The organism is Streptomyces sp. NPDC020983 (genome assembly GCF_044333485.1).
Taxonomy (GTDB): Bacteria; Actinomycetota; Actinomycetes; order Streptomycetales; family Streptomycetaceae; genus Actinacidiphila.
Window position 1 is genome coordinate 424,548 of sequence record NZ_JBIRRA010000004.1, and the last position, 22,784, is coordinate 447,331.

Genomic DNA, 22,784 nt, shown 5'->3' on the forward strand with positions numbered 1-22,784 from the left:
ACACGCACCAGCGGCCCACGACCCGGCCCGCACCCCGACCCGCACCCGCCCCGAGCCTGACCCGCACCGACCCGAGCCGAAAACGGAGCCCGTCCCATGCGCAAGTGGCTGCCCCTCGTGGCGATCTGCCTGGGCGCCTTCATCCTGCTGGTCGACGTCACGATCGTGAACGTCGCGCTGCCGCGGATGGCGTCCGATCTCGATGCACCCTTCTCCTCCCTCCAGTGGGTGGTGGACGTCTACGCCCTCGCCCTGGCCGCGCTGCTGCTGGTGGCCGGCTCGATGGGCGACCTCTTCGGGCACCGGCGGCTGTACGCGGCCGGGCTCGTCCTCTTCGCCGTGGCCTCCCTGGGCGCGGCCCTGTCGCCGAACGCCGCCGCGCTGATCACCGCGCGGGGCGTGCAGGGCGTCGGCGGGGCGGCGATGTTCGCCACCTCCGCCGCCCTGGTCGCCTCCAGCTACCAGGGGCGCGACCGCGGGGTGGCGTTCGGCGTGTGGGGCGCGGTCAACGGCGCCGCCGCCGCGGCCGGGCCGATCCTGGGCGGGCTGCTCACCCAGGGCTTCGGCTGGCAGGCGATCTTCCTGGTCAACCTGCCCGTCGCGGCGGTGGCCGTCGTCATCACGCTGCGTGTGCTGCCCCAGCGCGGCGGGCACGGCACGGGCCGCCTGGACCTCCCGGGAGCCGCGGCCTTCACGCTGTGCGTGGCCGCGGTCACCTACGCGCTGATCCGCGGCGGCGACGCGGGCTGGACGGACGGGCTGACCCTCGCTGCCTTCGCCGTGGGCGCGGCCGCCGCGGTCGGCTTCGTGGTGATCGAGGCGCGCTCGGCCCATCCGATGATCGACCTGGCGCTGCTGCGCCGCCCCGGCTTCAGCGGCCTGCTCGCGGGCGGCCTGCTCTACCAGGCGGCGGCCTTCAGCGGCTTCGTCTACTTCTCCCTGTGGCTGCAGAACGTGCTGGGCCTCAGCCCGATCCGCGGCGGCCTGGCCATGATGCCGATGGCGGCCACGGCCTTCGTGGTCGCGGCGCTCGCCGGGCGCGTGATGCACCGCTTCCCGGCGCGGCTGCCGATCGGGGCGGGCCTGATGATCATCGGGGTGGGCTGCGGCCTGCTCGCGCTGACCGTGCACACCTCGTCGGGCGCCGCGTCGCTGGCCGCCGGCTTCGCGGTGACCGGGGTGGGCGTCGGCCTGACCACGCCGGTGCTGGCCGCGGCCGCGGTGGACGCGGTGCCGCCGCACCGCGCGGGCATGGCGGGCGGCGCGCTGAACACCGCGCGTCAGCTGGGCATGACGCTGGGTGTGGCCGTCCTCGGCGCGGTCTTCACCGCCCGGCTGCGGCACGTCACCGGCGACGGCGGCTCCACGCACGCGGCCTACGCGGCGGCCCTGGACCGTATCTCGGTGTGGGCGGCGGTCGCGGCCCTGCTCGGCGGCCTGCTGGTGCTGGCGCTGGTCCGCCCCTCGCGTTCCGGTGGCAGGGCGGCGGCCGCACCCTCCGGTGCCCCGGAGCCCGAGCCCGCGGGCCGGTGAGGAAGGGGCCGCGCGCGGAATCCGGCGCCTTTTCCCATCCGTCCTGATTTCCGCGTGACCGCGGTCACAAAAACGGCTCCTTTTCGTTCACGGCGGGCGCCCCCGTTCTCACTCCCGGTGAGAGCGGGGGCGCCCCTTTGTGATGCCCTCGATAGGGCGTGGGTCACATACTAAGCCGCTTAGTGAACTCCGGCCGCCGTGTCACGGGGATATCCGGGGCCGCGCAATCGCACTACGAAAGCATGCCGTAGCGGGGGTCGTTGACCCGCGTATCGCCGGGCCCTAACAATTCAGGAGTCCCGCTACGGAAGAGGTAATTTCTCCATGCAGCTCCCCACGATCCCGAAGAAGCTCCCGACGTTCGCGAAGTTCAACCAGATGTCGAAGAAGCACAAGATCACCGCCGCCGGCGCAGTCGCCGCCGCAGCGGTCGTGCTGACCGTCACCGGGCTGGAAGCGACCGCCGGAGCCGGTTCGGCGACCGCGGCGGGCGACCCGACCGGGTTCTCCGTCTCCACCGGTACGCCCACCAAGGAACTGGGTGCGCAGACCGGTATGGCGTCGCAGAAGGCGATCAGCGGCTCCGCGCAGCAGAAGACCGCCCAGGCCGAGAAGGCGAAGAAGGAGGCCGCGGACGCGGCCGCCACGAAGAAGGCCGCTGTCGAGGCGAACGAGCGCGCGAAGGCCGGGGCCGCCGCGAACCGCTCGCACCAGCGTGCCGACGCCGTGCACAAGAGCACCACCGCGGCCGCGCCGAAGAAGGCCGCGGCCACCCCGAAGAAGCACACGACCGCGCCCCGGCACACCACGGCGTCCAAGCCGGCCGCCAAGAAGTACGCGAACAACCTGGACGGCTGGATCCGCGAATCGCTCGACATCATGCACAAGAAGGGGATCCCCGGTACGTACGAGGGAATCCACCGCAACATCATCCGCGAGTCGAGCGGTGACCCGAAGGCGATCAACCTGTGGGACATCAACGCCCGCAACGGCATTCCCTCGAAGGGTCTGCTCCAGGTGATCGACCCGACCTTCGACCGTTTCCACGTGGCCGGCACCTCGCACAACATCTACGACCCGGTCGCCAACATCACCGCGGCCTGCAACTACGCGGCCGACCGCTACGGCACGATGGACAACGTGAATTCCGCGTACTGATCCGTCACCGCCGGAAAGCGGCAGACGAAGGGCGGCGGGGCCTCACCGGCCCCGCCGCCCTTCGGCGTGCCCGCCCGCGCTGCGGCCGGAAGGTCAGGAACGGAGAAGCGTGCCGCGCCATTGCCCCGTTACGGTGTCGGGCAGCACAGCGGCACCGACGAGGGAGAGCAGGATGACGGGGACGGACGCAGGGACGGGCGCGGGGACCGGGCCGGACAGCCATGACGTGATCCGGGTGCACGGCGCCCGCGTGAACAACCTCAAGGACGTCCACGTGGAGATCCCCAAGCGCCGGCTGACGGCCTTCACCGGCGTGTCCGGCTCCGGGAAGAGCTCGCTGGTCTTCAACACGGTCGCCGCCGAGTCGCAGCGGCTCATCAACGAGACCTACAGCGCCTTCGTGCAGGGCTTCATGCCGACGCTCTCCCGCCCCGACGTGGACGTGCTGGAGGGCCTGACGACCGTGATCAGTGTCGACCAGCAGCGCATGGGCGCCGACCCGCGCTCCACCGTCGGCACGGCCACCGACGCCAACGCCATGCTGCGCATCCTCTTCAGCCGCCTCGGCTCCCCGCACATCGGCCCGCCCAGCGCGTACGCCTTCAACGTGCCCTCCGTCCACGCGGCCGGCGCGATCACCGTGGAGCGCGGCGCGAAGAAGGCCGTGAAGGCCACCTTCAACCGCACCGGCGGCATGTGCACCCGCTGCGAGGGCCGCGGCACCGTCTCCGACATCGACCTGACCCAGCTCTACGACGACTCGAAGTCGCTCGCCGAAGGCGCGTTCACGATCCCCGGCTGGAAGTCCGACAGCTTCTGGACGGTGCGGGTCTACGCCGAGTCCGGCCTGCTGGACCCGCACAAGCCGATCCGCGACTTCACCGCGCGGGAGATGCAGGACTTCCTCTACAAGGAGCCGACGAAGGTCAAGGTCGAGGGCGTCAACCTCACCTACGAGGGGCTCGTCCCGAAGATCCAGAAGTCGATGCTGTCGAAGGACAAGGAGTCCCTCCAGCCGCACATCCGGGCCTTCGTGGAGCGCGCGGTCACCTTCACCACCTGCCCCGAGTGCGACGGCACCCGGCTGGCGGAGGGCGCGCGGGCGTCGAAGATCGGCGGGGTGAGCATCGCGGACGCGTGCGCGATGCAGATCAGCGACCTCGCGGAGTGGGTGCGCGGCCTCGACGAGCCGTCCGTCGCCCCGCTGCTGGCGGCGCTGACGGCCACGCTGGACTCCTTCACCGAGATCGGTCTCGGCTACCTCGCGCTCGACCGGCCCGCGGGCACCCTGTCGGGCGGCGAGTCGCAGCGCGTGAAGATGATCCGGCAGCTCGGCTCGGCGCTGACCGACGTCACCTACGTCTTCGACGAGCCCACGGTGGGCCTGCACCCGCACGACATCCAGCGGATGAACGACCTGCTGCTGCGGCTGCGCGACAAGGGCAACACGGTGCTGGTCGTCGAGCACAAGCCGGAGACGATCGCGATCGCCGACCACGTCGTGGACCTGGGCCCGGGCGCGGGCTCCGCGGGCGGCACGGTCACCTACGAGGGCACGGTCGAGGGCCTGCGTGCCAGCGGCACGACCACCGGTCGCCACCTCGACGACCGCGCGGCGCTCAAGGAGGAGGTCCGCAAGCCGGCGGGCACCCTCGCGGTGCGCGGCGCGAAGGCGAACAACCTCCGGGACGTGGACGTCGACATCCCGCTCGGCGTGCTGTGCGTCGTGACGGGCGTGGCGGGCTCCGGCAAGAGCTCGCTCGTGCACGGCTCGCTCATGGGGAGCGCGCAGGCGGCGGAGGCGGGTGTCGTGTCGATCGACCAGAGCCCGATCCGCGGCTCGCGGCGCAGCAACCCGGCGACCTACACCGGGCTGCTGGACCCGATCCGCAAGGCCTTCGCGAAGGCGAACGGCGTCAAGCCCGCGCTCTTCAGCGCCAATTCCGAAGGCGCCTGCCCGGCCTGCAACGGGGCGGGCGTCGTCTACACCGACCTCGCGATGATGGCGGGCGTCGCGACACCTTGCGAGGACTGCGAGGGCAAGCGCTTCTCCCCGGAGGTGCTGGAGTACACCTTCGGAGGGCGCGACATCAGCGAGGTGCTGGCGATGTCCGTCGCCGAGGCCGCCGAGTTCTTCGCGGACGGCGAGGCCCGCACGCCCGCCGCCCACGCGGTCCTGACCCGCCTGGCGGACGTCGGCCTCGGCTACCTCACCATCGGCCAGCCCCTCACGACGCTCTCCGGCGGCGAGCGCCAGCGTCTCAAGCTGGCCACCCACATGGGGGAGAAGGGCGGTGTCTACGTCCTGGACGAGCCCACGACGGGCCTCCACCTCGCCGACGTCGCCCAGCTCCTCGCGCTCCTGGACCGCCTGGTGGACGCCGGCAAGTCCGTCATCGTCGTCGAGCACCACCAGGCCGTGATGGCCCACGCCGACTGGATCATCGACCTGGGCCCCGGGGCCGGCCACGACGGCGGCCGCGTCGTCTTCGAGGGCACCCCCGCCGATCTCGTCGCCACCCGCCCCACCCTGACCGGCGAGCACCTCGCCGCCTACGTGGGCGCCTGAGCCCGCGACGGCAGCGGGGCCCCGCCGGATCGCCCGGCGGGGCCCCGCTGCCGTGACCGGGTCAGAACCGCGGCATCCGCGGCGCGGGCAGCCGGGCCTTCCGGTACCTGCGCTGCGGCCAGCCCGACAGCAGCCGGGTGAACTCACCCGTCTGCGCCGGCGACAGGGCCCGGTGCGGCAGCATGAACACCTCCCGCGGATCCCTCGGCACGACGATCCATGCCGCGTCGGACCGCGTCACGTACGCGATCTCGTCCCACGGGTAGGCCGACTCGGTGCCGTTCTGGGCGAAGGCCGCCCGTGAGTCGGTGAACCGCACCGCGTACGGGTCGGCGAGCCGCACCGCGCTCTGCGCGATCCGCCGGGCGTCCCGCCGCCACTTCAGGTGCAGTCCCGCGACGACGAGGAAGGCCAGGCCGCACACGACGGCGACCACGGGCACGGTGAAGGCGGTGAGCACGGCCACCACCCCCAGGACCACGGCCCCGGGCAGCACGCGCATCACCTCCCACCGCTGGATGTGGAAGGAGGCCGCGGTGATGTCCTCCACCGTCATGCGGCTCTCGATCTGGATGTCCAAGTGTGTTGCCCTTCTCTGTACGTGGCCGGACGGGAGCGCCGGCTCAGCCGGCGAAGTAGCCGCTGCAGTCGACGATGAGAGCCAGCGTCCCGTTGCTGTGGTTGTAGAACGAGATCTCGCCGCCGTCGCTCGTGGGCACCACCGCGAGGTTCGCGTTGATGTCCCCTCCGGCCCAGTTCAGGTTGGACGTGACGGGACGGGTCCCGTCCGAGGGGTAGGCGGTGACGTACCCGGCGGCGGTCCCCGAGGCCTCGGTGAGCATCAGCGCCAGGGTGGGCCTGGGCGCCGTGGTGATCTCCCGGACGTCGGCCTGCGAGAGCACGTAGGTGTCCCCGCCCTGGATGGCGCCGACGGGTCCGCCGACCCCGTTCGCCGTCACCACCAGCCGGGTGGGGTTGACGGCGTGGTAGGTCTGCCCCGAGGTGCCCGCGACGTAGTAGCCGGAGACGTCCACGAGGACGGCGGTGACCCCGTTGTGGTTGTTGACGGTGATCTTTCCGTCGCTGCCCAAGGGGGTGTCCGCGGCCATGGACGCCTGGGGCCCGGCGGTGTCGTAGGTGAGGCTCGTGGTGAGGTCGGCCGGTGTGGTGCCGCTGGCGTACAGGCCCAGGTAACCGCCGCTCGTCGCGCCCGTGGTGGTGATGCTGAGGGCGGCCCCGGTGGCGTTGGCCGGTACGCCGTTCGCCCCGGCGACCTGGAGCGTGAACACCTTGCCGGCCGGCACGGTGCCGGTGGCGGTGAGACTGGTGCCGGCAGTGCTGCTGAGCGTGTTGAGGATCCGGCTCGCCGAGGTGAGCGGCACGTAGGTCTCGTCGCCGGTGAGCGCCGGATCGCTGGTGAAGTAGCCCGTCAGGTCGACGACGAGGGCGATGTTGCTGGTCGTGTTGCCGTGGGTGTAGAGGTCGATCTTGCCGTCCCCGCCGACGGGCACGATCTGGTACCCGGTCGTGGTGACCCCCGCGGCGAAGTTGGCGGACGAGCTCAGCGGCCGCTGGGCTCCGTCGGCGTAGGCGGTGACGTACCCGCTGTCCTGCTCGTTGGCCGCCGTCACGTCCACGGCGACGGCCGTGACGGAGGACGGCACCGCCTTCGGGGCCCCGGCGACCATGGGGGTGACGGCGTCACCGCTGATCTGGAGCTGGATGACGGAACCGCCGGGCACGGTGCTGGTGCCGGCCGTGATGTTGTGGCTCGCGTGGACGAGACCGGCCGTCGTGCGGGTGTCCAGGATCCGGGTGGGGGTGACGGCCTGGTGGTAGCCGGGCGGGGTCGAGGGCTGCGGGGGAGCGATCGCGTGGCCGGCCCAGATCTGGACGTCGGCCACCTGCCCGGCGTAGAAGTCGGCGCGGCTCTTGTTGACCAGGTCGCTGCCGAGGTGGAAGCCGCCGCTCGCGCCGGTGGCCGGTGCCGCGTGGGCGCCCGTGGCGACGTAGGTGTCGTTCACGTACAGGTCGGCGACCCCGATGGCGCTGTTGTAGGTGAGGGTCAGATGGGTCCAGGTGTTGAGCTGGGTCCGGCCGCCGGTGATGACGTCGGCGCCGCCGGCCGAGCCGTCACCGGTGTTGAGGCTCGCCTGCCAGCCGCCGGCGGTGGCGAGGATGCTGACGCCGGAGTAGGAACCGCCGTCCTGCGAGAGGACGGCCCCGCCGTACGCGGAAGGGTTCGCCCACAGGGAGACGGTGAAGCTCTGCTTCAGTCCGACGGCCGCGCCCGCGTGCAGGTCGCTCGCCGCGGTGCCGTTGAGGAGCACGTCCGGGCTGAACAGGTCGCCGGTGTTCCAGCGGGCGGCGGACGTTCCCGACGTCACCGGGGCGAGCGGGAGGGAACCGGTGCTGTCCGCGCTGCCGGTGAAGACCGCGCCGTCGTCGTTGTCGCCGATGTCCGCGAACTGCCAGGAGTGGTCGGCGGTGAGGAGCTTCGTGGTCGTGGCGTCGAACTGTGCCCCGTCGGCCAGCGCGGACGGGGTGGAGCAGGCGACCTCGCCGGTGGTGAGGTCGACGGCCCACAGTGACGGCACCCCGTTGCCGGTGAGGTCGGCGGCCCGCAGCGACAGGGGGCCGGACGGGTTCGTGTGCCAGCCGCTCTGCGCGATGCGGTACCGGCCGGTGGTCGTCAGGGAGGTGCCGTCCTGTGCCAGCGACAGGCCTGTCCACAGGTCGAGTTCGCCGGTGGACGGCTTCCACAGGTACATGGCGGTGCCGGATCCCAGCTGGGCGGTCGCGATCGTCCAGCTGCTCCAGTCCATGCCGCCGTCGGGGGAGGTGAAGGAGCTGAGGGCGTAGCAGTTCGCGCAGCCGCCCCAGTCGGGGTCGGACATGGTGCCGTACGCGTTGGCGGTGAAGCTGTAGGCGAGGTAGAGCTGGTCGCCGACGGTGGCGAGCAGGTCGGGGCGTCCCGTGCCGGCGCCGCTGGTGTCGCCCGCGGCGACGACCTGGGTGGCCGGGGTGCCGTCCGCGTCGGCGAAGGACCCCGCGGGGATCTCGTACGACGCCGACGACTGGCCGACCGTCGTGGGGCTGCCGGGTTCCAGCGGATCGCTGCTGCCGTCGTTGCAGACGATGTCGCCGCTGCCGTCGCCGCTGAAGTAGGCCAGGACGTCCTGGGCGCCGTTGCCGCAGAAGTCGCCGGTGACGGCCTGCGCGCCGTCCCAGTCGGCGGGTGGGGCGGTGGTGGCGAGACCGTCCTTCTGGAGGCCGTTGGCGCCGATGTCGGACGCCGCCTGGTTCACCGTGCCGTCCTGGTGGCCGGTGGCCAGCCACGCGCCCGAGGGCATGCCCGTTCCCGGACCGCCGACCGTCACGAGGTCGGGCGTGCCGTCCAGGTTGATGTCGCCGTCCCTGGCCGGCGGGGTGATCGCCGTCCCGGTGAACTCCACGAAGGTGGGCGAGCCCAGGTTCCCGCCGGGGGACACGGCGTTGACGGTGAGGGTGTTGACCAGCCGGCTGACCTGCACGGTGATGGTCGTCGGGCCGGTCGCGTCCACGGTGACGGGGGCCGACTGGTTGAGCTGGTACGCGTAGCCCGAGATGGTGCCGCCCGTGGGAGGGGTGACGTCGAACGAGCACCGGGCGCCGAGCGGCTGGGCCGATCCCGTGTCGGGCGCGTCGAGCGTCGGGCACGTGTGGCTGCCGTCGGGCGGCGAGGCCGCCGGATTCACGCCGGGCGCGCCGGGCCTGCTGGCGTCCCAGGAGAAGGCGCAGGTGGCGGACCAGGGCGAGGCGAGGGTGCCGTCGGAGGTCTGCACACGCCAGGTGAAGGACGTGTTCGCACCGGCCGCTTTGGCCTTGAAGAACGTTTCCGGAACCTTCAGCACGGCGTTCTGCCCCGAGGCGCCGTGGTACGTGTCGGCGGCGATCCCGTTCGCGGGCGTCAGCAGGTTGGTCTTCGCGGTGTCCGCGGTCTTGTAGAGCGTGAAGGTCGTCGTCAGTGCCGCGCCGGTCGGGGTGGAGACGGGGGCGTAAAGGCTGACGGCCGTGTCACCCAGGACCGTGTTCGAGCAGTTCGTGGGCGGTGAGGTGAAAAGGCCCTTGGGGGTGTTCGGGTATTTGTCGTAGGTGATGACGAGCTGCGCCGTCTTCGGGTTGAAGCGCTTGAGGGCGTAGTTGTCGGTACGGCTGTCCGCGCGCATGGCGAAGGTCTGTGCGGTGGTTCCGGCGGTTATGTCCTTCGTGATGGTGCTCGTGACGTCGAAGGGCGGTGCGCCGCCGGCCGGGCAGCTGCTGCTGTATCCCATGGCGAAGGACTGGGAGTCGACCTTGCTGCCGAGGCTGCCGGACCAGCTGTTCCAGGTGGCGTTGGAGGACGACAGGACTTTTGTGGGGGCGTAGAGGTCGACGGTCTGGTTGTGGCCGGACGTGAGGCACGCCCAGGAATACGTTTCGGTGATGTCGAAGTGGGCGCTGAAGATCTTCGCTGTTTTCAGGGCCGTGGTGACGGGGAAATTGAAAAGGCTTATCGCCTCGTCCTGGACGTCGCCGCTGGGGCCGACCTCCGCGTCTCCGGTGTAGGAAACGGAACTCTTCCAGAAGTTCTGGGAGGGCACGCCGGAGCCGGGGCTGGCCCAGCCGCTGGCGCCGTAGGCGGGCGAGTAGGTGGGGTCGAGGTAGACGGGCCAGCGGGTGTCGCTCGCGTCCAGCAGGCCGGCGGGCGGGGTCAGGGCGAGCTTGCCGCGTCCGGCGGTGACGCCGACTGGCAGGCTGCGGGCGGCGGCGCCGCGGCCGCGGGCCGAGGACGCGCGGGCGTCGGCGGTGCCGGGCTCGGCGGTGGCCGCCGTGGCGTCGGCGGAGTCCCAGGCCAGCGGGGTGGGGGCGGTGTAGACCGGGTGCCCGGCGGCGTCCCGGACCTGGACGTCGCCGTTGGCGTCGGCGGTCGTGGTGAGGCCGGGGGTGGTGGCGATGCCGGCGTCGAGCAGCGCGCCGAGCCGCGGGTTGTGGGCGGCCGCGGGGGTGTGGAGGGTGAGGACGTCGCTCACGCTGCCCGTGGGGCCGACGGTCACGGTGAGGTCGACACCGGGCAGGACGCCGGCATACACGGCGCTGGGCCCGGAGAGGGTGGGCCGGGGGAGCGCGGTGGGCAGGGTGAGGGTGAAGCCCTGGCCGCCCGTGTGCAGGGACAGCAGCGGACCGGTGCCGCCGCCGGAGAGGACCACGCTGCCCGGGACGGCCCCGGGCGAGAGGGTGCCGTCGCCGTTGGCGGTCAGGGTCGGGTCGATCGCGGTCCAGGCGCCGTCCTTCAGGACGCGGGTGGGGGCCGCCGTCTGGGTGAGGGTGAGGGTGCCGTCCGGATTGGCCGTGGTCTGCGAGATCGCGGTGGTGAGGGCCGAGGCGACCACCGGGCGGCCGGTCTTCTGCGCCTTCGCCGCCGCCTGGTCCGCCGAGAGGGGTCCGTGCGCGCTGCCGCCCGCGGACGGGGAGGCGGGAATTCCGCCCTCGGCCGCTGCGGGGCCGAGCGGAAGAGCCACGAGGAATGCCGCGGTGAGCGCACCGAGCGCGAGCCCGGCGGCCCCCTTTCTTGAGGCGTTTTTGCGTGGTCTGTTAGCCATGGTCCCTTCACTTCGCGATTGCCCGAGTTGGGCGCCTGGCATGTCGCGGCGAGTATTCCGGACCGCCTGCGGGGCCGATGAGTGTCCCGTGCGAAGGGGTGAGGAACGACGCCCCTTTTTGCCCCCGAATCTGCTCGGAATTTGGAGAGCGCTTTACTGTCGCCAGGGTTCGGCTTGAGATTTCCGCCGGTCGTCACGAAACGCTCACGAGAACTGCACGAAAGAGTGATGTACATCACAGGGATCATCTGATTCCATCCGCCCGGCGTCTGGCGATAACTTCCTCCGCTGATGCTCTGCGGCAAAAGCCTTGTGCCGCCGCGCAGTTGGTCCGGACGCTGTCCGGAGAAAGCGGGGGCGGGCTGTGCGGTCGAAGCTGTGGTGGAACAGAAACCGGTTCCTGTCGTTGCGGGTCGCACTGCTGGCGATCTTCGCGCTGGTCCTCCAGACCGCCGTCGCGTCCGCGCTGCCGGCCGCCCGGCCGCACGTGCACGCGCCGAAGCCGGTGCTCGGCGCGCCCGTCCCGGTGAGCGCGGTCCACCGCGCGGCCCCGAAGCCCGCCAGGCAGCCGAAGCCGTACAAGGCCACCGCGACCGCCTTCCCGTCCGCCGTGTCCGGCACCCTGGAGCTGACCTCCGCGCGGAGCAGCAGCCCCGGCAACCCGGTGTGGGCCCAGCGCGCCGACGCCGCTGGGGGCAAGGCCGGCGCGGCGGGCAGGAGCGGCGCCGACGGCGGCAAGGGCGGTCTGACGGCGCTGCACGTCAAGGTGCTCGACCGGAAGGCGGCCGCGAACGCCGGCGTCAGCGGCGTGGTCGCGCAGGTGACACCCGCCGGGGCGGGATCCGGCACGGTGCGCCTGGGCCTGGACTACGGGTCCTTCGCCCAGGCGTACGGCGGCGACTACGCCTCCCGCCTGCACCTCGTCCAGCTCCCGGCCTGCGCGCTGACGACCCCGCAGCTGCCCTCGTGCCGCAAGCAGACCCCGCTGCGGACCACCAACGACGCCGCCGCGCAGACGCTGTCGACCACCATGGCGCTGTCCGCCCCCGCCACCGGGGCCGCCGCCCCCGTCCTCCTCGCCGCCACCTCCGCCGCCTCCTCCGGTGACGGCGGCGGCGCGGGCGGCCAGTACGGGGCCACGTCGATGAAGCCGTCCGGCTCGTGGACGGCGGGCGGCTCGGCCGGCTCCTTCGACTACTCCTACCCGATCTCCGTGCCGCCCTCCGTCACCGATCTGGAGCCGACCCCCGACCTGTCGTACGACTCGGGGAGCGTCGACGGGCAGGTCGCCTCCACCCAGGCGCAGGCCTCGTGGATCGGCGACGGCTGGTCGGCCGCCGACTCCTTCATCGAGCAGTCCTTCACCTCGTGCGCGGACGCCGTCGCCGGCACGGAGCTGCCGAGCGCGGACGGCACGGGTGACATGTGCTACGCCGGCCCGCTGCTGACGCTCTCCCTCAACGGCTCGACCACCTCGCTGATCTGGGACGCCGCCAAGAAGGCCTACGAGCCCGCCAACGGCAGCGGCGACGTCGTCTCCCACAAGACGGACACCGGCAACGGCAGCGGCACGTACAACACCGACTACTGGACCGTCACCGACCGCTCGGGCACCGTCTTCTCCTTCGGCCGCAACGAGCTGCCGGGGTGGACGTCCGGCAAGCCCACCACCCACTCCGTCGACACCGAGCCGGTCTTCTCGCCGGACTCCTCCGGTCCCTGCCACAAGACCTCCAGCTTCGCCGACTCCGTGTGCACGATGGCCTACCGCTGGCACCTGGACTACGTCACCAACCTGCACGGCGGGGCGATGGCGTACTACTACAAGCAGGCCACCAACCACTACGGCGAGCGGGACGGCGCCGCGGACGGCAGCTACGTCCGGGACAGCTACCTCGACCACATCGACTACGGCTTCACGGACGGCAACGCCTACGGCACCGTGCCCGACCAGGTCGTCTACGCCACCGGCGACCGCTGCGGCCAGGACAGCTGCCCCGCGCTGACCAAGGACACCGCGTCCAGCTGGCCGGACGTCCCCTTCGACCTGCTGTGCGAGAAGACGTCCGGCTGCAACAGCTACAGCCCGGCCTTCTTCTCCACCGTGCGGCTCTCCTCGATCACCACGCAGCAGTGGGACGGCAGCACCTACCGCCCCGTCGACTCCTGGACGCTGGACCAGTCCGTCCCGACCACGGGCACCTTCAACACCTCCACCCTGTGGCTGAAGTCCATCGCGCACACCGGCTCCGACACCACCGCCGGCGGTCCCGCGGTCACCCTGCCCAAGGTGGTCTTCGCGCCGACGATGCTGGCCAACCGCGTCAACTTCACCTCCGGCACCGGCGGCGGCCTCGGCCCGTTCAACCGCTACCGCATCGGCTCGATCACCACCGAGACCGGCAGCGTCATCAGCGTCACCTACGGCCTGGTCTCGGCCTGCACGCCCAGCAGCATCCAGAACCTCGACCCCGCGGCCAACACCGCGTCGTGCTTCCCCGTCCGGTGGACCCCGGACGGGGTGTCGACGTCGTACCTGGACTGGTTCAACAAGTACGTCGCCACCTCGGTCGCGCAGTCCGACCCCTCCGGCGGCTCCGCGGGCCTGTACACGTCGTACAAGTACCTCGGCCCCGCCGCCTGGCACTACGACGACAACGAGCTGGTCAAGGCGAAGTACCGCACCTACGGCCAGTGGCGCGGCTACGGCGACGTCCAGGTCCGCACCGGCCAGGGCACCGATCCGCTCACGCTGTCCGAGTCCTGGTACTACCGCGGCATGGACGGCGACTGGCTGTCGTCGACGTCCAGCAGGTCCGTCACGCTCACCGACTCGCAGGGCGGCAAGCACCCCGACACCGACCAGTTCTCCGGCCAGACGCTGGAGAGCGCGACCTACGCGTACGACGGCGGCCCGGTCGAGCACTCCACCATCAACTCCTACTGGCTGTCGGCGTCCTACGCGAGCCGCACCCGCAGCGGGCTGCCGCCGCTGACCGCCCACGCCATGGGGCAGGTCGAGACGTGGGAGCGGCAGGCGGTCACCAGCACCAGCCCGACGACGTGGCGCACCACCGAGACGGACGTCAGCTTCGACACCGACACCGACTCGCCGACCTTCGGCCTGGAGAAGTTCTCCTACGCGCACGGCGATCTCGCGAAGGCCGGCACGACCGGCTCGCAGGAGACGTGCACGCGCACCACGTACGCCGCCGCGAACACCGCGCTCAACCTCACCGGCCTGGTCGCCGAGACCGAGACGGACGCCAAGCCGTGCGGCGGCTCCTCACCGGCCGGTGCCAGCGCGCCGACGGCCGCGCAGACCAACGCCCTGACCGCGCCGGCCGTACTGGACCGGGCCACCGACGTCATCTCGGACACCCGCACCTTCTACGACAGCCCGGCCATGGCGGCGACCTGGCCGCAGCCCGCGTCGCCGGTGTGGCCGCAGTCCGCCCCCACGCTCGGCGAATCGTCCGTGCAGCAGGACGCCGTCGGCTACGCGGCCGGGGCCTTCGTCTACCGGACGGATTCGGCCACCGTGTACGACGCGCACGGCCGACCGGTGGCCACCTACGACGGCAACGGCAACAAAACCACCACCGCCTACACCGACACCCCCTACCTGACCACCACCGCGGTCAAGGCCACGAACGCCCTCGGCCAGAGCACGACGTCCACGTACGACCCCGAGCGCGCGATCACGCTGACCGCCACGGACGTCAACGGCGTCGTCTCCACCGTCCACTCCGACGGGCTCGGCCGCACCGTCGCTGTCTGGCAGGACTCCCGCACCACCGACAAGCCCGCCAACCAGCTCTACAGCTACAGCATCCCGGCCGCGGGCACGACCGCGCCCGTCGTCGTCACGACCCAGGTGATGAACGACTCCGGCGGCTACACCTCGTCCACCAACCTCCTGGACGCGCTGCTGCGCACCCGGCAGACCCAGGACCAGGCGGTCACCACCGGCACCGGGCGGATCATCAGCGACACCTTCTACGACACGCACGGCTGGGTCGTCCAGACCAACGACGCCTACGAGGACGACACCTCCAACCCCAACGGGGTGCTGGAGCAGACCGCGGACAACAACGTCCACCAGCAGACGCTCACCTCCTACGACGGCCTGGGCCGCCCGACCGTCGTCACCGGCCTGGACGACAAGACCGTCCGGGAGGTCTCCTACAGCCAGTACCTCGGCGACCGCACCATCAGCGTCCCGCCGCAGGGGAAGACCGCGACCGCGGCCGTGTCCGACGCGATGGGCCGCACCACCGAGCTCGACCAGTACGACACCGCGCCCACGGTGACCACCGCGACCGCGGGCGGCTTCACCACCGCCAGGATCACCGGCGGCACCGTCCAGGCCACCCACTACACCTTCGACGCGCTGGGCCGCGCCTACCAGACCGTCGACTCCGCGGGCGACGTCTGGGGCACGCGCTACAACTTCCACGGCGACGTCGTCGGCTCGACCGACCCGGACTCGGGCAGCACCCCGGCGCAGTCCCCGATCCTCTACGACGGCGCCGGGAACCAGGTGCAGTCCACCGACCCGGCCGGGCACACCCTGTCGTTCGTCTACGACAAGCTCAACCGCAAGGTCGCCGAGTACGACGCGCCGCTGGCCGCGCAGTCGTCCACCAACGAGGTCGCCTCGTGGACGTACGACAACAGCGACAACGCCGTGCCCGGGATGACGTACGCCATCGGCCACCTCACGGCGTCGCGGTCCTACACCCCCGCGGGCGTCTTCGTCACCCAGGAGAAGGGCTTCAACATCTTCGCCGAGTCGCTCGGCGAGACGTACACCGTCCCCGGCACCAGCGCGCTCGCCGGCGACTACACCTACCAGCACAGCTACACCGACACCGTCGGGCGCCCCAAGGCGACGCTCGTCCCGGCGGCCGGCGGCATGGCCAAGGAGGTGCTGACCACCGGGTACTGCGGCTACAACGGCATCGACCAGGAGTGCACGCTCTCCGGCAGTCACGGCTACGTCCAGAACGTCGCCTACGACGCCCTCGGCCAGGCAGTGCAGCAGGTCGTCGGATCGGCGACGGCGAAGGCGCTCGTCACCAGCACCTACGACACGCACACCGGTGCGCTCATCGACCAGAACGTCGTCAACACCGCCGTCTCGGCGAGCCCGCTGGACCACACGAAGTTCGCGTACGACCCGTCGGGCAACATCACCTCGCAGACCGACATCCACGGCGGCGGTGCCACCGAGACCCAGTGCTACCGCTACGACGCGCTCGACCGGCTCACGCAGGCGTGGACCACCGGCAGCAGCGCCGCCGGCACCTGCGACACCGCGCCGACCCCGCAGACCGCCTCCGCCGTCGTCACCGACGGCATCGCGGGCGCCGCCTACTGGACGAGCTGGACCTTCGACGGCCTCGGCCAGCCGAAGCAGCAGGTGCAGCACTCGCTGACCGGCGGCGCCGACACCAGCACCGTCTACGCCTACGGAGGCAGCGCGTCCGGCTGCGCCGCCTCCAGCTCCGGCGCCCACACCCTCGCCACCGCCGCCACCACGACCGGCGCGACCACGACCACCAAGAACTACTGCTACGACAGCCTCGGCGACACCGTCTCCCGCCCCACCACCGCCGGGGCGCAGGCCCTCACCTGGGACGACGAGGGCCGCCTGAGCACCGCGACCACCGGCACCCGCACCACCGGCTACCTCTACGACGCCGACGGCGGCGTCGTCGAGCGCACCGATCCCGGCACCGTCACCGTCTTCCTGCCCGACCAGCAGATCACCCTCGACACCACCTCCGGCGCCCTGAGCAACGTCCGCTCCTACGACCTGCCCGGCGGCGGCCAGGCCGTCGTCACGAACAAGGGCTACGGCTTCGAGTACGGCGACCAGCACGGCACCGGCACCCTCGCCCTCGACGGCACCGCCGCCAACCCGTCCTGGCAGCAGTACACCCCCTACGGCGCCCCCCGCGGCCCGACGCCCGGCAGCAGCTGGCTCGACCCCAACGGCTTCCTCAACAGCCCGCAGGACCCCGACGACGAACTCACCACGATCGGCGCCCGCGAGTACGACACCGGCCTCGGCCGCTTCATCTCCCTCGACCCCGTCCTGGAATCCGACTCCCAGCAGCTCAACGGCTACACCTACGCGTCGAGCAACCCCGTCACCTTCAGCGACCCGACGGGCCTGGACAACTGGTGGGCCGACCCCACCATGAACGTCCCGACGGAGAAGGGCGGCAAGCCCATCTCCCAGAAGCTCGCCCACGACAACGGCTTCGGCGCCCTCTGCACCAAGAAGACCTGCAGCGGCTACAACGACGCCGTCGCCAAGGCCGACAGGCAGGCCGCGGACGCCGCCGCCAGGGCCTACGCCGCCGCCGTCAAGGCCGCCCAGGAAAGGGCCGAGGCCAAGGCCCGCGCCGCCGCGAGGGCCGCCGCGGCGAAGGCGGCCAAGCGCCACTGCGCCTGGTACAACGTCTCCTGCCAGGTCAAACGCCACCTGGACACGATCATCACCGCCGCCGCCATCGCGCTCGCGGCCGCCGCGATCGTCACGGCGATCGTGATCATGCCGGAGATCGCCTTCCCGATGGCGACCGCCTTCGCCGAGTCGTGGGTGGCATCCGGCTCCCTCGCCATGGCAGGCGTGGCCGCGGCCTCAGCCGGCCTGAGCGTGGCCGCGGAAGCCGCGGGCGCCACAACTTTGGCGGCGGGCGCCGCCGTGATGGCCAACCTGGCCGGCGCGGGCCACGCGGCGGGGGAGGGCGGTGGTGGAGGAGGTGGCCGGCCGAGTACCGCAAGCGTGGCGCACCCCGAGGACGATCGGCCGGACTTCAACTCCGACATGTCCGCCGGAGTCCATTACGCCAAACACGTCAAGGGCGTGGATATCAAGATCAGGAGGGGTGTGCAGCGCGAACCGCGAGCGGTTGACGCTGACATGCCCGAGTTCGACCGCCTCGGCGGTCGCAAGGCCTACCGTGACGCAGCACGCGACTTCATGGCCGGTGACGGTCCGGACGGATCCATCAATGTCTACACTCAAGGCGGGGGAGTCCACAGGTACGACCCCGCCACCGGCTACTACGGATATCGAAACAGCAGCGGAACCATCTCCACCTTCTTCCGCCCCGACGACGGCCTTTCGTACTTCCGTCGTTCCACGATGAAGTATCGCTAGTGGCATCCCCTGGTGCCGGAGGTCGAAGTGTCCTTCGTTGAACTTTTCAACGACGTTCTGCGGGAACTCGGCCGCCGTCAGCCGAGAACTCCCGGGCGCGCTCTGGAGATGTGGTCCGATTTCGTGGAGGACTGCGAGGAGGGATATTCCGCCACGCTTTTCGAGTACTGGGACGACCTGTCCGTGCGACGGTTCCTGCAGGCCGTGGTGGCCAGCCCGGGCATCGGGGACATGCCGGACGCGGCCTGGTTCCTCGACGAGGTGGCCGGGCTGGATCTCCGCCTCAAGAGCGTGCTCGAAGGGGGATTTGAGATGCACGGGGGTTGGGGTTGGTGGGAGCGGAGGATCCCTCGGTTCGCGGGCGAGGAAATGGCGAGGGACGTGCGGGAGCAGTTCGGGTTCGAGATGGAAGTGGTGTGACGCCCGGCGGAGGGGGGCCGCGTCGCAGGCGCCGGATCACCCCGCCGGGACCGGCTGGGTGAGGTTCAGGGGGTTGCCCTCGGGGTCCTTGGCGTGGGCCACGCGCTGGCCCCAGGGCATGTCGGTGGGGCCGCCGGTGTGCTCGCCGCCGAGGGAGACCAGGCGGGCGAGGGTGGTGTCCACGTCGTCGACGGCGACGCTGAGCAGCATCCGGGGAGCCGCCCCGAGGTCCGCGTCCGGCCTGGCCACCAGGCCGAGGTCGGTGTCGCCCACGCGCAGGCCGACGTAGAAGGCGGGGCCCTTCTCCGGGGTGCGGAAGGTCTCCTCGGCGGCGAACAGCCGCGTGTAGAAGCCGAGCAGGACGTTCAGGTCGGCGGCGAGGATCACGGGCTGGATGGTGGACATGGCACTCCTGTCGGGAACGGTCGCAACATCCGGTAGACCGTTCGGGGACGGAGAACTCATCGGAAGGGCTGGGGCCATGACGTGGAGGGCGCCGGAGGTCGAGCGGGGTGGGTGGATCGGGGAGCTGGCCGTCGTCCCGGAACGGGCCATGCTGGAGGGCTGGCTGGACTGGCAGCGGGACACGCTGCTCGCGAAGTGCGCGGGGCTGGACGGCGAGCAGCTCGCGCGGGTCGTGGCGGAGCCGTCCTCCCTCAGCCTCCTGGGCCTGGTGCGGCACATGGCGGAGGTGGAACGCGCCTGGTTCCGGCGCCGGGTCGCGGGGGAGGACGTGGGGGACGTGTTCGAGGGCGACGAGGGCTTCGCCGGGGTCGAGGCGGCCCGCGCCGAGCGGGATTTCGGGCGGTACCGGGAGGAGGTCGCGGCCGCGCGGGCGGCGGTGGCCGGGCGCGGGCTCGACGAGACGTTCGCCGCGTCGTCGGGGAAGCGGCTGAGTGTGCGGTGGGTGTACGTCCACATGATCCAGGAGTACGCCCGCCACAACGGCCACGCCGACCTGCTGCGCGAGCGCACGGACGGACGCGCGGGCACCTGAGGCGCCTTCAGCGCGCAGGCCCCCGCCCGTGGTGCGGGCGGGGGCCTGGCGGGGTGGCGGGGCGGTCACGGGGTCACGCGGCCGCCTTCGGGGGGCAGGGCTTGCCGTAGGTGTCGTGGCAGGGTTCCGGTGTCGGCCTCGGCTCCGGCGGGCAGGGCTTGCCGTACGTGTCGTGGCAGGGTTCCGGCTTCGGCTCCGGCGGGCACGGCTTGCCGTACGTGTCGTGGCAGGGCTTCGGCGGGCACGGGTGTTCCGCGGGCTCGACGGTGACCGTCGCCTGGTCCTGGTTGGAGCGCACGGTGCCGTTCTCGGCGGTGGCGACCGCGGTGTTGGTGACCGATCCGGCGTCGGCGTCCTCGGCCGTGACGGTGTACGTGCCCGTGCAGGTGGTCGTCGCGCCCGCGGCGAGGGTCGTCTCGGCGCAGGTCACGCCGGTGACGCGGTCGTCGGTGACGGTGATGCCGGTCAGCTCCGTGTCGCCGGTGTTGGTGACGGTGTAGGTGTAGGTCACGTCGTCGCCCACCTGGTGGGTGCGCGGGTCGTCGACGGACTTGGTGAGCCGGAGTGCCTGGCGGGCGGCGGCCCGGAGGGTCACGCTGTCGGGTTCGGAGACGACCTCCCGGTCCCCGTACCGCCCGTGTGCGGCGGCCACGTTGACGACCGTCCCGCGCGCCGCGTCGTCGGCGGTGACGGTGTAGGTGCCCTCGCAGGTGGTGGTGGCGCCCGGGGCGAGGGTGTCGGCGGCGCAGGTGACGTCCTGCACGAGGTCGTCGTCGACCCCGATCCCGGTCAGCGTGCGGTTGCCGGTGTTGGTGACGGTGTAGTGGTACGTCACCTCGTCCCCGGCGTGGTGGACGCGGCTGTCGTCGGCCGACTTCTCCAGCCGCAGCCCCAGTTCGGAGGCGACGATCACGGTCGCGTGGTCGGGCGGCGAGGTGACCTGCACGTCGTCGGCCTGCCCCTGCGCGGTGGCGGTGTTGGTGACCGACCCGGCGTCCGCGTCCGCGTCGGTGACGGTGTACGTGCCCTCGCAGGTGGTGCTGTCGCCGGGCTCGCCGGCCGGTGCGAGGGCCGTCGTGGCGCAGGTCACCGTGGCCACGCGGTTGTCGGTGACGGCCACGTCGGTGAGCGTCTGCGGGCCGGTGTTGGTGACGGTGTAGTGGTACGTCACGTCGTCGCCCGCCTGGTACTCGCGGCGGTCGTCCACCGACTTCTCCAGCCGGATCCCGGGCCCGGACTGGACGGGGAGCGTGACGCTGTCCGGGGGCGACTCCACGGGTGTGTCGTCGGCCCGGCCGTGCGCGGTGGCGGTGTTGGTGAGCGTGCCCGCGGCGGCGTCCTCGTCGGTGACGGTGTACGTGGCCGTGCAGGTCATGGTCTCACCGGCCGCGAGGGTGGTCCGCGGGCAGGTGACGTCGCCGGCCCTGTCGTCGGTGACGGTCACGCCGGTCAGTTCCGTGGTGCCGCTGTTGGTCACCACGTACTGGTACGGCACCTGGGTGCCGGGCACGAGCGGCAGTGGCAGCGGCTGGTTCTCGGAGACCTGCTTGACGAGGTTGAGCTGCGGCAGCGCGGCCGCGGGCCGGACGGTGACGTTCCGGATGAGGTGGACGTCGGTGAACAGTCCCGTCGAGGCCGCGAAGCCGAATTTGTACGTGCTCGGCACCGGTTGCGGCGCGGGGGCGGAGAGCACCTGCTGCGTGCCCTGGCCGTCGTGGAAGTCGATGGAGACGGTGATCACCGGGTTCGGTGCCGGGGAGATCTCGACGGTCACCGTGCGCCGCGAGGGTTCCAGGAGCGCTTCGGCCTGCTCCGGGGTGGCGTCGGCGGGGAGCGAGGTCGTCGGTCCCTGGAGCTGGCCCGGCAGGGTGGAGGGCCAGGGTCCGGTGGTGGAGAAGTTGCTGGTCGTCGCGGTGAGGAAGCAGTAGCCCTCGGTGCCGTTGCCGGGCCCGCGCAGCGTGACCATGTTCTGGCCCGGTGCGGGGATGCGGAAGACCGTCCCCGCGGGGGAGCGGGTGGCGCAGCCGTTGCCGCGGTGCTCCCAGTCGCCGAAGTAGTTGCCGAGGACGTCCAGGCCGACGCCGACGTAGCCGTGGTTGACGCCCGGCAGGAAGGGCGCGTCCGGGTTGTCGTCGGGAAGCTTCTGCGCGTAGCCGAGGCTGCCGCCGAAGGCCCCGGGTGCGGTGAGGGAGGCGGCGCCGTCGATGAGGAAGAAGGAGATGCCGTCGGCCGGCGGGTTGGTCGTCGCGCCGTACTGCCACTGGTCGAAGGTTGTGACCAGGCCCTGGTTCGCCGGGAGGGCGTGGTTGTAGAGGGCGGCGGCGGTGCGGTCGTTGCCCGCGTCGGTCAGCCGCAGGTAGCCGTGGGGCGCGGCGTCGTCCGGCGGCACCGGGCCCACCGCGCCGGGCGGGCAGCCGGTCAGCGGGTGCGCACCGGGGCCGGGGGCCGGGGCCTGGGGTGCGCCGGTCAGGCACGCGTCCCCGTAGCCCTCGAACTCCGCGTCCGCCGTGGCCCCGGTGAACGTCTCGTTCACCAGCGGCACGCCGACGCCCTGCGCGGCGGCCGTCTGGGCCGGCAGCCCCATCCCGGCAGCCACCAGCCCCAGCAGGCCGAGCCCGCCCGCGGCCCACCGCCCGATCCGATTCCGTCCCCGCCGCGGAGCGGGAGCGGCTGCATTTCTCAGGTCCATACCGGGCAACGTAGAGATCCCGTCCGGCCCCCGGGCGTGACACACGCCCGCCCCTCGATCCGCCATTCTTCCGGCCTACGCATCCGCATGACGCCCCGCGTCCCGGACCGGGCGGAGCGCCGGGACGATGCTGCCCGCGGGAAAGGACAGCCGGGCCACCGGCAGGACCCACTCGCGCCAGGCCGCGAGGGGAGCGGGGAGGGGGAGTCCGTGGGCGGCGGCGTCCCGGGTGACGTGGGTGAGGGCTGCACGGAGGGCGTCCCACTGGGCGCGGGTGTCCGCGGCCGCCGAGGGGCAGGAGCACGCGCCGGCCGTCCCGCACCCATGTGACCGACAGGACCCCTCCCAGGGAGGGGGCCGTGAATCTGCCGAGGGGGAGGAGCCGGAGCGGCCGGGGTGGGGAGCCGGGTGCGGAGCCGGTGTCGGTCACCGTCCGATGATGCGGCAGCGCGCACGGGCCGGGGAAGAAGTTGCGCAACCGCGACATCCGGGGCCGACCGGTGCGCGGCCCCGGGGCGCGGCGCCCGTCGGCGCTCCGTGCCGCCCTGCGCTTCGGCCCGGCGGAAAGTGGGCGTCCACCGCTGCCACGGGTCTCCGGATCCGCCTGCGGACGGCGGTTG

10 protein-coding genes are annotated in these 22,784 nt (G+C 72.0%); 6 read left to right on the plus strand and 4 right to left on the minus strand.

Going from position 1 to position 22,784, the window contains the following annotated elements; genetic code table 11:
- The first annotated feature begins 96 nt into the window (after nt 1–96).
- From ACH4SE_RS10885 to ACH4SE_RS10895, 3 genes are all read left to right on the plus strand, one after another.
- Nucleotides 97–1,533, plus strand: a complete 1,437-nt coding sequence (locus ACH4SE_RS10885; protein WP_398542994.1) for an MFS transporter — start codon at nt 97–99, stop codon at nt 1,531–1,533.
- A gap of 324 nt (nt 1,534–1,857) precedes the next feature.
- The gene (locus ACH4SE_RS10890; protein WP_398542995.1) at nt 1,858–2,691 is read left to right on the plus strand and encodes a transglycosylase SLT domain-containing protein; all 834 of its coding nucleotides are present in this window, start codon (nt 1,858–1,860) and stop codon (nt 2,689–2,691) included.
- Nucleotides 2,692–2,863: 172 nt separating this feature from the next.
- Nucleotides 2,864–5,260 carry an ATP-binding cassette domain-containing protein gene (locus ACH4SE_RS10895; protein ID WP_398542996.1) on the plus strand — a complete coding sequence of 799 codons (2,397 nt, stop codon included), beginning with the start codon at nt 2,864–2,866 and terminating at the stop codon, nt 5,258–5,260.
- Nucleotides 5,261–5,321: 61 nt separating this feature from the next.
- On the opposite strand, the gene ACH4SE_RS10900 is transcribed toward ACH4SE_RS10895, so the two are convergent.
- Both ACH4SE_RS10900 and ACH4SE_RS10905 read right to left on the minus strand, forming a co-directional pair.
- Complete coding sequence (locus ACH4SE_RS10900) at nt 5,322–5,840, minus strand: YcxB family protein (RefSeq protein ID WP_398542997.1); 519 nt, start codon at nt 5,838–5,840, stop codon at nt 5,322–5,324.
- 43 nt (nt 5,841–5,883) lie between these two features.
- Nucleotides 5,884–10,881 (minus strand): LamG domain-containing protein, encoded by a 4,998-nt coding sequence (locus ACH4SE_RS10905; protein ID WP_398542998.1) that lies wholly within the window; start codon nt 10,879–10,881, stop codon nt 5,884–5,886.
- A 364-nt stretch (nt 10,882–11,245) separates the two neighbouring features.
- Between ACH4SE_RS10905 and ACH4SE_RS10910 the strand changes: the two genes are divergently transcribed.
- Together ACH4SE_RS10910 and ACH4SE_RS10915 are read left to right on the plus strand one after the other, a co-directional pair.
- On the plus strand, nt 11,246–18,058 hold the full coding sequence (locus ACH4SE_RS10910; protein WP_398542999.1) for an RHS repeat-associated core domain-containing protein: 6,813 nt from the start codon (nt 11,246–11,248) through the stop codon (nt 18,056–18,058).
- Between the two features lie 12 nt (nt 18,059–18,070).
- Nucleotides 18,071–18,478, plus strand: a complete 408-nt coding sequence (locus ACH4SE_RS10915) for a hypothetical protein (protein WP_398543000.1) — start codon at nt 18,071–18,073, stop codon at nt 18,476–18,478.
- A gap of 36 nt (nt 18,479–18,514) precedes the next feature.
- On the opposite strand, the gene ACH4SE_RS10920 is transcribed toward ACH4SE_RS10915, so the two are convergent.
- Nucleotides 18,515–18,883 carry a VOC family protein gene (locus tag ACH4SE_RS10920; RefSeq protein WP_398543001.1) on the minus strand — a complete coding sequence of 123 codons (369 nt, stop codon included), beginning with the start codon at nt 18,881–18,883 and terminating at the stop codon, nt 18,515–18,517.
- A 76-nt stretch (nt 18,884–18,959) separates the two neighbouring features.
- Between ACH4SE_RS10920 and ACH4SE_RS10925 the strand changes: the two genes are divergently transcribed.
- Nucleotides 18,960–19,475 (plus strand): DinB family protein, encoded by a 516-nt coding sequence (locus ACH4SE_RS10925; protein ID WP_398543002.1) that lies wholly within the window; start codon nt 18,960–18,962, stop codon nt 19,473–19,475.
- Between the two features lie 73 nt (nt 19,476–19,548).
- On the opposite strand, the gene ACH4SE_RS10930 is transcribed toward ACH4SE_RS10925, so the two are convergent.
- Complete coding sequence (locus tag ACH4SE_RS10930; protein ID WP_398543003.1) at nt 19,549–22,164, minus strand: hypothetical protein; 2,616 nt, start codon at nt 22,162–22,164, stop codon at nt 19,549–19,551.
- Nucleotides 22,165–22,784 lie beyond the last annotated feature (620 nt).

Coding starts and splice junctions, on each gene's coding strand:
- ACH4SE_RS10895 (WP_398542996.1), top strand. CDS start 2,864: ATGACGGGGACGGACGCAGGGACGGGCGCGGGGACCGGGCCGGACAGC.
- ACH4SE_RS10925 (WP_398543002.1), top strand. CDS start 18,960: ATGACGTGGAGGGCGCCGGAGGTCGAGCGGGGTGGGTGGATCGGGGAG.
- ACH4SE_RS10890 (WP_398542995.1), top strand. CDS start 1,858: ATGCAGCTCCCCACGATCCCGAAGAAGCTCCCGACGTTCGCGAAGTTC.
- ACH4SE_RS10905 (WP_398542998.1), bottom strand. CDS start 10,881: ATGGCTAACAGACCACGCAAAAACGCCTCAAGAAAGGGGGCCGCCGGG.
- ACH4SE_RS10920 (WP_398543001.1), bottom strand. CDS start 18,883: ATGTCCACCATCCAGCCCGTGATCCTCGCCGCCGACCTGAACGTCCTG.
- ACH4SE_RS10930 (WP_398543003.1), bottom strand. CDS start 22,164: ATGGACCTGAGAAATGCAGCCGCTCCCGCTCCGCGGCGGGGACGGAAT.
- ACH4SE_RS10885 (WP_398542994.1), top strand. CDS start 97: ATGCGCAAGTGGCTGCCCCTCGTGGCGATCTGCCTGGGCGCCTTCATC.